This is a genomic window from Streptomyces sp. NPDC030296, from assembly GCF_055572815.1.
Genome location: NZ_JBVICQ010000002.1, coordinates 674,307 through 688,266 on the forward strand (window position 1 = coordinate 674,307; position 13,960 = coordinate 688,266).

General features: G+C 68.4%; 6 protein-coding genes. 2 read left to right on the top strand and 4 right to left on the bottom strand.

The window, feature by feature from the left end:
• Positions 1-136 precede the first annotated feature (136 nt).
• Positions 137-727 carry an ATP-binding protein gene (locus ACZ4Z3_RS06965; protein WP_468500024.1) on the top strand — a complete coding sequence of 197 codons (591 nt, stop codon included), beginning with the start codon at positions 137-139 and terminating at the stop codon, positions 725-727.
• Here ACZ4Z3_RS06965 and pglX read toward each other — a convergent pair.
• Positions 654-4,274 carry a BREX-2 system adenine-specific DNA-methyltransferase PglX gene (gene pglX / locus ACZ4Z3_RS06970; RefSeq protein WP_468500025.1) on the bottom strand — a complete coding sequence of 1,207 codons (3,621 nt, stop codon included), beginning with the start codon at positions 4,272-4,274 and terminating at the stop codon, positions 654-656. The genes ACZ4Z3_RS06965 and pglX overlap by 74 nt on opposite strands.
• Complete coding sequence (gene pglW, locus ACZ4Z3_RS06975; RefSeq protein ID WP_468500026.1) at positions 4,271-9,004, bottom strand: BREX system serine/threonine kinase PglW; 4,734 nt, start codon at positions 9,002-9,004, stop codon at positions 4,271-4,273. Before pglW ends, pglX begins: the two co-directional genes overlap by 4 nt.
• A gap of 504 nt (positions 9,005-9,508) precedes the next feature.
• On the opposite strand from pglW, the gene ACZ4Z3_RS06980 reads away from it, so the two are divergent.
• Positions 9,509-9,637, top strand: coding sequence for a DUF6408 family protein (locus ACZ4Z3_RS06980; RefSeq protein WP_468500027.1), 129 nt, complete (start codon positions 9,509-9,511; stop codon positions 9,635-9,637).
• Positions 9,638-9,689: 52 nt separating this feature from the next.
• On the opposite strand, the gene ACZ4Z3_RS06985 is transcribed toward ACZ4Z3_RS06980, so the two are convergent.
• Positions 9,690-11,807 carry a DUF2075 domain-containing protein gene (locus ACZ4Z3_RS06985; RefSeq protein ID WP_468500220.1) on the bottom strand — a complete coding sequence of 706 codons (2,118 nt, stop codon included), beginning with the start codon at positions 11,805-11,807 and terminating at the stop codon, positions 9,690-9,692.
• A 177-nt stretch (positions 11,808-11,984) separates the two neighbouring features.
• Positions 11,985-13,895, bottom strand: a complete 1,911-nt coding sequence (locus ACZ4Z3_RS06990) for a DNA/RNA helicase domain-containing protein (RefSeq protein WP_468500028.1) — start codon at positions 13,893-13,895, stop codon at positions 11,985-11,987.
• Positions 13,896-13,960: the final 65 nt, after the last annotated feature.

Consider the following 13,960-nt stretch of genomic DNA (forward strand, 5'->3'; position numbering starts at 1 on the left):
CCGGTCGGCCAACTCGGGGCCCGGGAACCGGTCACGCCCACCACCACGTACAAGCGCACCGCCCGCGTGTACAGCCCGTACCCGTCAGCGCATCGCTCCTGGTCAAAGCTACGCAGAGTCCGCGACCGTTTACCCCATGAAGTCAGCAACTCCCCCGAACGGGCATATGCCACGACGCCTTGCACCCGAACGCGAGTTCACCATGCGCTTCACCTCCACGCCGCGCGGTGCCCGCCTGGCCCGCCGACTCGTCTCACACCGCCTGGACGACTGGGGCCACCCCTACACCACCCACGTCAACGAGACGCTCACCCTCATCACGGCGGAACTCGCCGCCAACGCCGTACGCCACGGGCACGTCCCCGGCCGGGACTTCCGCCTTCACCTCGTCCTGGGCGAGGGCATCGTCCGCGTCGAGGTGACCGACACCCGCGCCGAGAAGCAGCCTCCGTCCAGCCCTCCAGTGACTGACTCGCTGTCCGAGTCCGGCCGGGGACTGCTCCTCGTCGCCGCCCTTTCGGACGACTGGGGTGTCGCCCCTCGCCATGCGGCCCCGGGCAAGACCGTGTGGGCGGAACTGCGCGTGCAGCAAGGGGGCCACCCTCGCACGCCCCGGGTGGCCCCCAAACCGACCGACGTCGAACTACTCCTGGCTACGGCTTCGCTGCTGCGCGACGACCTCGGGTCGCGGCCGGAGGGCGCCAGACGCGGAGGTCGTCGTCGGTGAGGCCGTGCTCGCCCTGCTTCTGCTGGCGGTAACCGGCGAAGAAGTCCGCCGGGGAGCCGCTGTAGTTCATGTCGAACTCGTTGTGCCACTGGGACAGCCACGGCTGGAGTTCCAGCAGGCCGGCAAGGAACGGCGTGATCTCCTCGGTGGACAGCGCGGTGTTGGTGAAGTAAGTGGCGAGGGCCTGCGCCTGCTCCCGGTGGTCCCAGCCGGCCCAGCCGTACAGCTCGGGGGTAGCGGCGTTGGTCTGCCCGTAGGAGATGAACCGCTCCTTGGGCACGTCGAGCTTGCCGCGCGCCCTCCAGTAGGGCGGGCGGAGGAAGTCGGCCGAGGTGTACTTCGGCGGTACGGGGATGGAGTCCCGGATCTTCCGCTTGGCGGGCTCGTCCGGGGCGTCGTCCTCCTTGCGCTGGAGGTCCCATACCTCTTCCCAGTCGGCGCGCTTCTTCAGCCCGGAGGGCTTGTAACGCAGGGCGGAAAGGAACGGCACATGCTCGTCGGTGATCAGCTCGGCGACGACCTTCGCGAGTTCCTTGCGGGGCGCGTAGAGCTTGGCGACGGAGACGAAGTCCTCGTCACGGGAGAGGGCGTCCGTGAGGCGGCCCAGGGTGAGGATGGTGGGCTGCCCGTTCTCGTCGAACCAGTGGTCACGGTTCTCCATACGGTCGAGCAGCCAGGCGCGGAGGGCCTTCTCCTGGAGTGCGTCCCAGCCCTCGGTTGCCCAGCGACGCTTGTACTCGGGCCGCTCCACCATGCCGATGGCGCGGTTCGACTCGATGGCCTCGATTCGCTTCTGGACGATCTCGCGGTAGGGGGCGGGCCAGTGGGCGGGGATCTCCGTGATGGGAGTGGAGTTGTGCCGCTTGAACCACTCGTCGCTGGCCTCGCCTGCGGCTACTCGGCGGGCGAGGACGATCTCGAAGGCACGTTCGCCGAGGGCGAGTTCGGGAATCTCGGGGTCGTCGGGGTTTGTGGAGACTCGGAGGTCTTCGGCATGGAGGCCATACAAGGCGTAGACCTGCCAGTCCAACTCCTCCTGCAAGGCAATCATCTGGGCGCGGAGAGACTTCCAACGAACCCTCTGCTCGCGGACATCCGCAGCAGTCGGGACCACCTCCTCGGCAAGAGACAAGGGCGAAGAGGCAGAAAGCTGCTGAGCGAGGGCATCGAGGGCTGCGGCGAGGGCAGTGGGACCGGGCGTCGGTACGGGGAATTCCGCAACGTTAGTACCGTTGAACTGGTAGAAATCCTCAAATGGCAGCGTAGACTGCCTCGCCCCCCTTGCGTCGACTGTACTTCCCTTGTTATGGCAGACCATCTTGAGCCAAAGAGCGGCCGTGGAACTGTTGAGCAGGCCAAGAATCTGCATATAATCCTCGACGCTCGCTCCCTCTCTCAACTTGATCACTGGCGCAGTTTGCTTGAATACCTTACCACCTCGATCCAGGACAAAGTGATTATGCGTCGCCACTTCTGCGAACGCGATCCCCAGCGGTGCAGCAAATCGCCTCGGGAAGAACATGCTGTGGTCGAACCAACGCAGACCCCTCTCTGTAGGAGTTTGCCCGAAATCCATACGCCGTTGAAGAATGGTTCGGTTTGCCCACAGGAACTTGATCTCTCGTCGCCCAATGCTTCGAATTTCCCCACGTTCACTGTAGGGGAAGTACGTAACAACGGCGGTTTCGATCTCGAAGTCGCGTACACCATCACCCAGAACGACGGGAACGCAAGCGTCAGTCAGGCCGTAGGTCTTGGAGGATGAAGTCGGCAGGTAGTAAGCATCGTCGAGTCCCGTGTGAGTGCTCCGTCCGATGGCATCCGTCATGCTGCCCAATTTGCCTTCCGCCGCACCTTCCACCTGCAACACCATTTCGAGCCCACCGTCGGCGAGAATCCATGGTTGCCTGCCGAAGTACTTCTTACGCTCAAGGTCGTTGACGGACACCCACCGGCTTATCGATCCTGGCTTGTCGATTTGTTCGACGATCGCCCGCCATACCTGCCCCTCCTTGGCATCCTCTGGCACGGCAGGCTCTCCCTGGACGCTACGGACGGTCCGGATAAATGGCGACCGCATCTCCCCGCCCCGGTGCTTGCCGACCAGAATAACCGTCGGCGTTCCATGCCCCGGCACATATGCACCCGAGGTATCAATCACCTCGGTCAACTCCACCGCATGCCCGAAGTACCCTTCAATGAGCTTCGCTCCAAATTCACGCTTCATGAAGGAGTTAGCGGTGATTTGCCCGACCATGCCGTAGCCGTTGCCCTCAACGTCTCCGCGCTTTGCCAGCTCGAAGAAACGCTGAGCGAACGGAACCGAAAGCGCGTATGATCCTGCACATGCAGGATACAGCTCCCGATAGAACTCGTTGAGTTTCCTGTCCTTTACTGTGATGTACGGCGGGTTCCCGACCACCACTTGATATCGCCCAGGCTGCAGGATTCCCGGGTACTCGTGCACATCCTCCGTGGCGTACTTGAACTCGGCCAACTCATCCACGAAGTCCTCGTCGACCCCACCAAACAGATTGCCCTGCTGGGAGCGGCGGGACTTGATCAGCGAGTCCCCGACCGCCAGAGATACCTGCCAGTCGTATTTCGCCGCCTTGACCAACGTGCGCACGCCGGCCGCTGCCATCGCCGCAACCAGCAACCGGAACCGAGCAATAGCCACCGCGAACGGATTGACGTCCACACCGTGAACTGACTTCAGCGCGGCCGCCACCCGCTCGTGCGCGTCCTTACCCGGATGCCCCTCCCCCCAAAGCCGCACCAACCGCCGAAACGCCCCCAACACAAAGTGCCCCGACCCACACGTAGGGTCGATCATCTTCAGTTCCTCGTACCCGAACTCCCGTACCGCCGGGTTCATCGTCCGGTCGAGGATGAACTCCTCCACGAACTCCGGCGTCTGGAGCAGCGCATACGTCTTGCGCGCGGCCTCGCTCAAGTCCTGGTACAGGTCACCCAGGAACCGCGTGTCCCACCCCTCCGTACCGTCCTCGTTCAGCGGGTCGGTGAAGTCGTGGACGAGGACGCCCGCCTCGTCCCTCCCCCGCCAGAACTCGACCAGCTCCCTCGCACCGTCATGCGAAAGCGGGACCTGGTACAGCGGGTTGTGCCGCTTGTCGAAGAGGAGCCGGCCCGCCTGGCCCTGCCCCAGCTCCTCGAACGCCTTCTCCAGCCACCCGCGGTACGTCGGGTCCTCGTCCGACTCCACGTACGCGTCGTACCGAGACTCCGCCAGCTCCCGCCGGTCACCGTCCGGCCCCGTCAGGTACGGCTCCGGGATCAGCCGGTTGTCCTCGCAGAACCGTACAAAGACCGTCCCCAGCACCCACGCCACCGCGACCTGCGTGACCCGCTCGTCCAGCCACGAGGTCCACGTCGCCGCCGTACGCCCCAGTTTGCGTGCCTGGTCGTACTCGGCCCTCAGCCGCGCACTGACGTCCCCCAGCGCCTTCACCTGGCGCCCGAGGTCGGTCTCGACCGCCTTGACCTGCTGCTTCAGGTCGTTCAACAGAGCCTTGCGGTCGATCACTTGACGTCTCCCTCGATACCACTGGCACCGGCACTCGCCGCGCCCTCGCCCTCGCCGGACCCCCGATGGGCGTTGCCCACCCACGTGTCCGGAAGCTGAATCCACTCCCCCAGGCCGGCCTGGTACGGCACAGCCACCTGCCCGAGCCGGGGCTCACGCGACGGGTCGCTCTGCGGGACCAGGAGCCACAGCCCCCGCCCGCCCCGCCGGGCCGCCGACGCCAGCCGGTCCAGGACGCCCATCGCGTCGTACCGCGCGAACACCCCGGCCTCCGTCAGCAGCACAGGACCGGCAGAACGGGCAGGACCGGCCCCACCGCCACCACCGTCGCCCAGCAGCTCCGCCACCCGGGGCTCCACCACACCCCACGCCGTCCGCACGTACTCAGCGAACCGCACCGCGTCCCTCGACCCCGGCTTAGCGGCGTCCGCCTTCAGCAAGGTCTCCCAGGTCGGCTTCGTACCCGGCGTGACCTGCGCGTGCAGGGCCTCCAGGAACAGCTCCGTCACCGACACCGCGCCCGCGCCCAGCCGCTCCGCGCCCAGCTCCCGCACCGCGTCCCGTACCAGCTGCTGCCGTACGGTCAGCACCCGGAACCCGTCCCGGCGGGCCGACGCGAGCAGCCGTTCCTCCGCGCGTACCGCGCCCGCGAGCTGCGGGTCGTCGGCGTACCGCGTCACCGCGCCCGTACGCGTCGACTGGCGCCACGCGCCCGTCGTGAGGTAGCTGGACGCGTCGTCCACCCGCGTCGGCAGGTAGCGCAGCGTGCCCGTGTCCTCGCGCGTGTTCAGCGACAACTCGAAGCCCGCGTCGCGCAAAGCCTTGGTCAGCGGGCCAGCCGTCGGCAGTTCGTGGGAGGTACCGCCCCGGCCGTCGACCACGACCAGCTCAGGGAAGCGGGCGCGCACCCGCTCGTGCACGTCCTCGCCCGTCAGGCCGGGCTGCCGCCCCTCCGGTACGCCCGGAATCCAGCGGACGAGCCCGGCCTGGGTGAGCCGCAGCGCCCGGACCAGCGGCAGGTCGCGCGGGTAGATCTCCAGGCGTGGCGTGGCGGCGGCGTTCACGGAGGCCGCTGCCGCCAGCTCGACCATGCGCCGCTCGTCCCAGTTGACCGCGCCCGGCGGGGGCGTCAGCGCGCCCAGCTCGGCCAGGACCGTCGCGGCCGTCGGCAGGGTGTCCAGCTTGGCCAGCCGGTCCGCCGTACGGCCGAGGCGGGTCGCGTACTCCAGCAGGCCCGGTGCGGTCGGGGTGTCCGGGCCGTCGTCCTCCCGCACGTCGAGGGCGAGCAGGCCGGCGCCCAGGGACTCGTCCGTCGCCTTGCGGTTCGGCTGGTGCTGGAACTCGGCCTCCTGCGGGACCAGTTGCTCCACCTCGACGACAGCCCGTACGGCAGCCAGCGCCATCGCGCGCCGCTGCTCACGCCCCGCGAGATGCGTGCCGCGCCGGACCGCCAGGGCGTCCGCGATCTCCACCGCCGAGGCGACCCGGCCCATGCTCACCAGCAGGTCGATGATCTCCTCGCGCAGCGCCCGGACGGCGGGCTCCGCCTTCCAGCGCTTGCGCTCGTCCTTGAGTATCTGCGGGATACGGCCCTGGCTCAGCCCGAGAGCCTCCGCGACGTCCTTCTGCTTCGGCCAGACGCCGATGTCCGGCAGGACCCCGTGCTCGTCGGGCAGGCGCAGCAGCAGCCGTACCATCTCGGCCTTGTTGCGGTTGGAGCCGTTGTTGTTGACGGCGGGTACAAAGACGGTGGCGAGGGTGTCGAGGCTGACCGAGCGCAGGGTGCGGGCGGGCAGTGTGCCCGCCGACTCGCCGGTCGCCAGGTGGCCGACCAGGGCCGACTCGGCGGCCGTGAGCTGTTCCAGCTCCTCCTTGGCCTCCGCGCGGCCCTTCGGCGTGAGCGGCGAGACGGGGATCTCGCGCAGCCGCTCGCCCCACTCGCGCTGCCGCTGCTGGACCTCGTTGCGGGTCTTGGCGCCCAGGCCGGGGGCGTTGACGAGCTTGCGGCGGCTGTAGTCGAGGAGTTCGCCGACGGTCGTGATGCCCAGGCCGTACAGGAACGACTGGGCGGCGAGCGTGAGGCCGGAGACGGTCAGCGGGGTGTCCCGGGTGACCTCGGCGGCGAGCCGGTCGCGCTGCTGCTCGGCGCTCTCGGGTTCGGCGTCCGCGATCCCCGCCGCGGCGGCGCCCTGGGCGGACAGGCCCTCCCCGGCGGTCGTGGGCACCGGGGCCGACGCGCGGGTGCGGTGGCTGGACGGGACCGTCTGCGAGGCGTCGAGGAAGACCTTGCGCCAGGCGTCCCGCATCGGCTTCAGCTCGGGGTACCGCTGGGCCGCGTCGCGGTGCAGGGCCTTCTGGAAGAAGGCGACGAGACCGTCCCGTACGGCGGGGTCGAAGGCTTCGGCCGCGATCGTCGGGTACGGCCACTCCTTCGCCTCGGTCATGCGGGGCAGGACACTGCCGTCGCCCCACTTGGGCAGCTCGCCGGAGGCCATCTGGTGCAGGGTGACGGCGACGGAGTACCGCTCGGCGTGCGAGTCGTACGAGCCGCGGGTGATGACGTCGACGAAGGGGTCGAGGTAGCCGTCGGTGCCCGCGTCGGTGCTCTTCGCCGGGTAGCCGGCGAGGGAGAAGTCGATGAGGACGAGTTCGCGGGTGCGGTTGGGGCGGATGCGGATGGCGATGTTGTCGGGCTTGATGTCGCGGTGCCAGACACCCTCGCCCTCCAGGAAGTCGACGGCGCCGAAGAGGTAGTCGCCGTACGCCTCCAGCTGGTCGACCTGGAGGCGGCCGTTCTCGCGGAGCTGGCGGGCGACGGTCTCCTCGCGGCGGCGCGGGCGGGACCCGGCCTCGCCGCCCTGCCCGGTGTCGTCGCGTTCGTCGCCGACGTACTCCAGCGCCAGGACCGTGCGGCCGCCGATGTGCAGGGGCTCGGGTTCGACGAGGCGGATGATGCCGGAGTGGGGGCGCAGGCGGCCCATGGCCTCGGCCTCGCGGGCGAGGATCTCGCCCCGGCTGTCGGAGAGGGCGACCTTGAGCACGGCCAGCGGGCGGGTCTTGCGGGTCTCGGCCTGGAGGTCGCGGACGAGGAAGGCGCGGCTGGTGGAGCCGGTGCCGAGGCGGCGGCGGATCTCCCAGCGGCCGGCCAGCACGTCACCGGCGACGGCCTCCAGCGGGTCCTTGTCGGCGGGGGTCTCTTCCTCCTCGCCGGGCGCCTCCGTGCCGGTGGTCGCCGAGGCCGGGGCGGTCAGGGAGTCCTCGACGACCTCCAGCAGCTCCAGGAACTCGTCCACACTGGAGAGGCGCTGGCCGGGCCGGTAGGCGGTGGCGGCCTGCACCAGGTCGTCCACGTCCTCCGACAGGCCGTCCACCAGGGAGCTGGGGCGCAGTCCCTCGCCCGCCTCCAGGCGGGCCAGCAGCTCGGCCTGGCTGGCGGCCGGGGCCTTGCCGGTGACCAGGAGGTAGGTGAGGACGCCGAGCCCGTACACGTCGAGGTGGACCGGGTCGGGGTTGAGGGCGGTCAGCTCGGGGGCGAGGTAGGCGTCGGCGTCGTCGGCCAGGTGCATCGCGGACAGGGCGGTCGGCGCGAAGCGGGTCATGCCCTGGCCCTGGGAGGAGTCGCCGCTGCGCTGGGTGGCGATCTGCCAGTCGGAGATCTGCAGCTCCGGAGTCAGCCAGGCGGCCTCCTCGCCGACGGCCCGGCCCTTGCGGCCGCGCGGGCGGGGGACGACGTGCACGGAGCGGGCGGCGAGCGCCCGGTGGTGGATGCGGCTGGCGTGCGCGGAGCGCATCGTCTCGGCGAGCTGGCGGACTAGGGCCATCCGGCCGAGGATGTCCAGCTTCTCGCCGTACTGGACCAGGTACTCGTCCAGCTTCAACGTGTCCGGGTGGTAGTCGAAGATCAGCGCGGGACCGGCGGCGTGCCCGGAGGGGAAGTACTGCTTGAGCTGGACGGCGCCCGGATGCTTGAACCGGCCCAGCACCGCGGCCTCGCGGCGGGCGGCGTTCTCGACGGACTGGCGCAGGGAGGCGTCGGAGCCGCGCTCGCTGAGGTAGATGCGGACGCGGGCGGCCTCGGGCAGGTCGCTGTGGCGGGCGAGGTAGTCGGCCCAGGTGGGCCCGGAGTCGAAGGACTTCCGCTGCAGCTCGTACGGGCCGACCTTGTACTGCGCGTCGCTCTTGCGGATGCCGATGTTCTTGAGGGCCGCCTCGATCTCGCGCGAGCCGATCGCCGTGACGCGGCGCCGCTCGTCACGTGGGGGTGCCTTGAGCATCTCGACCAGTTGGTGGACGGTGTACACGCCGTTCTGGTCGTGGGCGGGCAGCCGTACGCGGAGGCTGTTGTCGGTGAAGCAGACGGCCTCGGCGACCCAGACCCGCTTGTTGCCGGGCAGCGCGAGCAGGCCGGCCAGTTCCTTGGCCTTGCGGTTGACCAGGTGCAGCGGGTTGCCGTGGGTACGGCGGCGGCCGCCGGGCGTGGTCTGCACCCAGGTGCCGTTCTCGGAGGTGACCGAGCCGTGCCAGTCCTTGAGCTCGATCATGCAGACGCCGCCGGGGGCGACGACGAGCAGGTCGACCTCGCGGACGTGGCCGGTGTTCGCGGTGAAGGTGAAGTTCGACCAGGCACGCCAGGGGTCGGAGTCCGGGAGCTTCTCCCGGATCGCCTCCAGGCCACGGCGTTCATGATCGAACTCGGACTCGGTGACCGTGACCCACCGGCCTTCCCGCATGCCTGTTCCCCGCTCGTCGTGTCCCGCGAGGGCGACCGTTCCCCGTGGTCAGACCCTCGGTACTGATCCTAGTGGCTGGCCGTCCTATGAAAAGAGACGGTGAAGGACGGGAGTACGGGATATTCCCCGCTTATCGCCCCACTCCGGTGACTTGCGTTGCGCGACCACCAATATCCTGGAGCCTCGCCCGTCCCCTCAGACGAGCATGCGCAAAACCCACACAGCCGACGTCGTGACGATCGACGCCGTCCGGCGCGCGCCATCGCATCCGGCCTCCGGGCGGTGACACTTCGGCGTCCAAAATCGATCTCTGCCAACTAGCGCGTGTACTAACGTGGTTACCCGCTGCGCATCTTCCCGGAGGGTACGTCGGCGGTGTTCCAGGTGCCGGTCCTCGGCGATGAGCGACGAGTGGTCTCCACCGCGTGCCACATGCGGTGTGACTGCGGATGCCCGGTAGGGCGATCCCTGCCATTCCCAGCTCACGCTCAGGAGTGGAGACCCATGAACCCCGTTGAGTACAAGCCTGCACGTCGTGACCGGATTCGTCAGATTCTGGTCGACGTCACGGTGGGAGTCATCACCAATCTGCTGGTGACGGCCGTCGTCGTGGTAGCGCGCCTGGTCCTGTGACCGGCAGGTGGCGGGCCCGGGAGCCCGCCACCCCACCTACCGGCCGGCCATTTCAGAAGAGACGCAGCTCTCCGGGCGGAGTGTCCTTCTTCTGACGCTTCCTGCGGCGGCGCCGTCCTCGGTTGGGACGGGGCAGATGCGGCTGTCGCGCCTGTTCCGGCAGGTTCTCCCAGGTGGGGCGCAGACCGTGGATCTGAACGTCGCCGACCAGCCCCTTCAGGTAGTTCCGGGTCTCCTCGTCGGTGGAGTAGAGCACGGTCGCCCGGCTCGCCCGGGTCATCAGCACGTGGTAGGCGTGCCGGACGAGGCGGGCGAACTCGTCGTCGTCCACGCTCTTCGGCTTCACCTTGGGATCGAACGACCCGGGTACGGCCACCCGCTTGACACCCGCCTCCTTGTCCGCCCGCTCCTTGCCCCGGCGGAACACCCAGCGATCGCCCCGGCGGACCATGTCCTCGCCCATGATCACGCCGCACCAGTCCCACTCCAGGCCCTGCGCGGTGTACACACAGCCGATCTGGCCGATGCCGTTCTCGTGCACGGACCAGATCTTGGACGGGGGGACGGTCTTGTTCTCACAGAAGGACTCACTGTCCGCGTTCCACGGACGGTGCCAGTCGCCGATCCGGACGTCGGGTTCCAGCCGCTTCTCCTTGCCCAGGGGTTTCGTCCAGGGCCAGCAGTATCCGGCGACCATGCGCGCGGACGCTCCCGCCGCGGCCTCGGAACGGATGATCCGTTCGAGTTCCTCCGGGCTGTCGACGACCTCGACGTGCATCAGGCCGTCCGGGGTCCACGGTTCCGGCTCCGCGTCGGACACTCCCAGTGCGCCGCGCACCCAGCGGATGTAGGCGTCGCTGCCGCCGCACCGGAACTGTTCCCGCAGGCTGCAGCGCACCAGTTGGGCGTCGTAGCGCCGTGCCGCGTCCTCCACGAGAGCGGCGGTGCCGACCTCCTGCGGGCGCACGGACTGCCCCTCGTCGAGGAAGAACACGGTCAGCCGGGAGGCGTCGAGGAGTTCGTCCACCTGGGGCTTGGTGCCCCAGTCCTCGGGTTTCCAGAAGCGGTTGGTGGAGCGGTCGCGCAGACGGTGTGCCTCGTCGCAGATCAGCACGTCCAGCGGCGGGTCGGGCGGGGTGACGAAGTTGCTGAAGTAGGTGAAGGTCTCCTTGAACTCCCGGTCGCCGAAGCCGACGTGCTCCTGAAGGGCGCCGTTGAAGGCCCTGCTACCGCTCGCGTACTTGACCGTATGGCCGTCCGCCTCCAGTTCAGCCTTGAGTTGGAGGCCGATCGCACTCTTGCCCGTACCGGCACCACCCGTGACGAGAAACACCACGCGACGCTCGTCAGGGATGAGGGCTGGTCGCCGGGGGTCGGGAAGCACCTTGGCGGCGGTGTCGAGTATCTGGTCGGCGACCTTCTTCTGTCGGCCACGCAGGGTGAAGACCGTGTCCTCGCCGCTGGAGCGGATCATGGCGTCGAGCAACGGGGTGTTGCGCAGGCCCATGCTCCGTAACAGGATCTCGGCCGCCGAGTCGGCACCGTCGGCGGCGAAGCTGCTCCGCAGGTCCGACAGCAGTTGGGGGCGGCGGTCGCTGGTGTAGACCCGGGCGTAGGAACCGGTCGGCGCGTCCACGCCGACCAGCGGGAGCACCGCGGCGTCGGTGGCATTGTGCAGATACGCGAAGCCGCCGCACTCGTAGTCCAGTCCGTGCAGCGGTCCTCTGGCACTGGTGAACGCCTCGTAGTACTCCCGCAGTTGCAGCGCCGGATGCTTCTTCTTCCCCATACCGGGGACATGCACCAACTCCGCGGTTGCCCGCTCCACCCGGGTGACCGTCGACCAGCGTTTCAGCTCGACGAGTTGGACGGACAAGCCGTTCTCTTCGGGATGGTGGCCCACGAGGACGACGTCGATGAGCCGCGGGTCCCCGGCCCGGTCGATCTCGTCGAGCGTGGCCGCGCATTCGACGACCATCTCGACGTTCCCACGGTCGGCGGCGACCAGATCCTCGGCAAGGTGCACCAGGCTCTCTGCCCAGGCGGAACGTTCCGTCAACGAGGCGTCGGAGTTGAGGAAGTGCTTCCACCTCGCGGCGAGATGGGGCACCATACGGCGCCTCGAGTTCAGGTTCAGCAGATCCCGCGCCGCCAGTTTCAGCAGGAGCATGGACACGAGGTGGATCCCCCAGGGCACGAGTGACTCGTGCGGGTGGGGGCATGTCCACGTGGGAAGCCCGTCGGGCCGCAATGACGCCTGGGATTTTAGAGAAGTGATCGTCTTTCCCTGCGCATATGCCCTACCGATCGGCTGGAAGCGCAGCCTTCATGGCCGGATACCGCGCGCTCAGCGACGCACCAAGGGCTTCTCGAACGCCGCAGATCGTGGCTCCGGGCGGCCGGACACCAGTTCCCGGAGCTTGTCCCGGGTCTCCGGGTCGGTCGAGTAGACGATCGTGCCGACCATGCCCCGCGTCAGCAGGACCTTGTACGTGTTCCGGATGAGGCGGTCCACGTCGGTGTCCGATGTGGACTTCTTGAACACCGGGTCCTTGGACGCGGTGCGGTCGGTGACCCAACGGTCACCCCGCCAGACGAGGTCCGGGCCGATGATGACGCCGGACCAGTCGTACTCGAAGCCCTGGGCCGTGTAGACGCAGCCGATCTGTCCGAAGCCTGCAGGGTCGGTGGCCCACAGCGCGGACGGCGGCGCGCCGGAGACCGATCGGTCCCCGCGCAGGTTCCATGGCCGGGCCCAATCCCCGATGACGACGTCGAGAGGCAGGGGATCGCCGGGCTTGGGCTCGGGGGACCACCGCCAGCAGTAGCCGGCGGACATCCGGGCACCGTACTTCTCGGCGCGGCGGGCGTCGAGGAACGCCTCCAACTCCTCGGGACTCTCCGCGACCAGCAGTTGCATGCGGTCGTCGGGCTCCCACAGGACCGGCCCGCCGGGCTCGAGGCCGAGGAGCCGGACCACCCACCGCAGGTAGGCGTCACTGCCTCCGCAGCGGAACTGGCTGTCCAGGGGCACGACATGGCAGTCGATGCCCCGTCTGGCCGCGGCCTCACGAATGTCGTCCACGGTACCCATCTCACCGGGCCGCACCACTTGATGCTCGTCAAGGAAGAAGACCGGTACGTGTGCTACGTCGATGAGTTCGTCGATCTGTGCCCGGCCGGTCCGCAATGCCGCGCGGGTGTAGCGGTTGGCGGAGGTCTCCCGGATGCGGTGCGCCTCGTCACAGATCAGAGCATCCAGGCTGTTCTTCTCCGTGGTCATGAAGCTGTTGAAGTACTTGAAGAGATCCTGGACCTCCCGTTTCCGGGAGCCGGCCACCTTGCGCATGGTCTTGGTGAACGACTGCGAGCCGGTCGCGTGGACCGCGGCCACGCCCCTCCGGTAGAGCTCGCCGAGCAGTTGCAGCGCGATCACGCTCTTCCCGGTACCGGGGCCGCCGGTGACGATGACGACTTCCTTGTGGTCGGCCCGCTTCGCCCTCTCCACCGCGTTGAGCACCATGCGGTAGGCGACCTGCTGCTCGTCGAGAAGCACGAACTGCTGGCGCTCGCGTACCTCCTCGGCGGCCACGGCCATCAACTGCTTCGACGGCACCGTGGCACCCGAGAGCAGTTCGTCCGCAGCCTTTGCGCCTGAATGCTCGTCGCTCAGCCTCGAACGAAGATGATCGAGGAACTCACCACGGCGTTGCCCCGTGAAAAGCAGACCGCGGCCGTCGCGCTCGACTTCCCGCAGTCCAGCCACGTCGAACTCCGTAGCGTTGTGCAGGAACGCCACTCCGCTGATCCGATGTCCGTGTTCGGCCACCGCTCCGTTGAAGTTGACCAGGTAGTCGCAGTAGCGCCGCACCTGCTCGATGGGATTGAGGACCGGGTGGCTGTAAGGCTCCACGTGACACAGCGTGGGATCGTCCTCGTGAGGCAGGACCTGGCTCCACTGCTTCAGCTCCACCACGACGTACGACGGCTCGCCCGTGACCGGGTGCACTCCCGCGAGGACGACGTCGGCGCGCTTGCTGTTCAGCGGCAGCGCGTACTCCAGCATGACCTCCACGTCGCCCAGACCGGCGTCGTTGAGCGCGGCTGTCAGCAGCGGGATGCTGCGCTCCCAGGAACGCGTCTCCGAGGCTCCGGGCCGATAGCCGTGCATATGGACGAACTGTTCGGTGAGGTGCAGGAACAGCGAACCGTCGAGTGCCATGACGGCGACCGTTTTCGCGGACGCGCGGAACAGCAAGGACTTCCCCCAGGCAGCACGAAATGACTCGTGCGGGTGGGGGCATGTCCTTCGAGACTCCACCG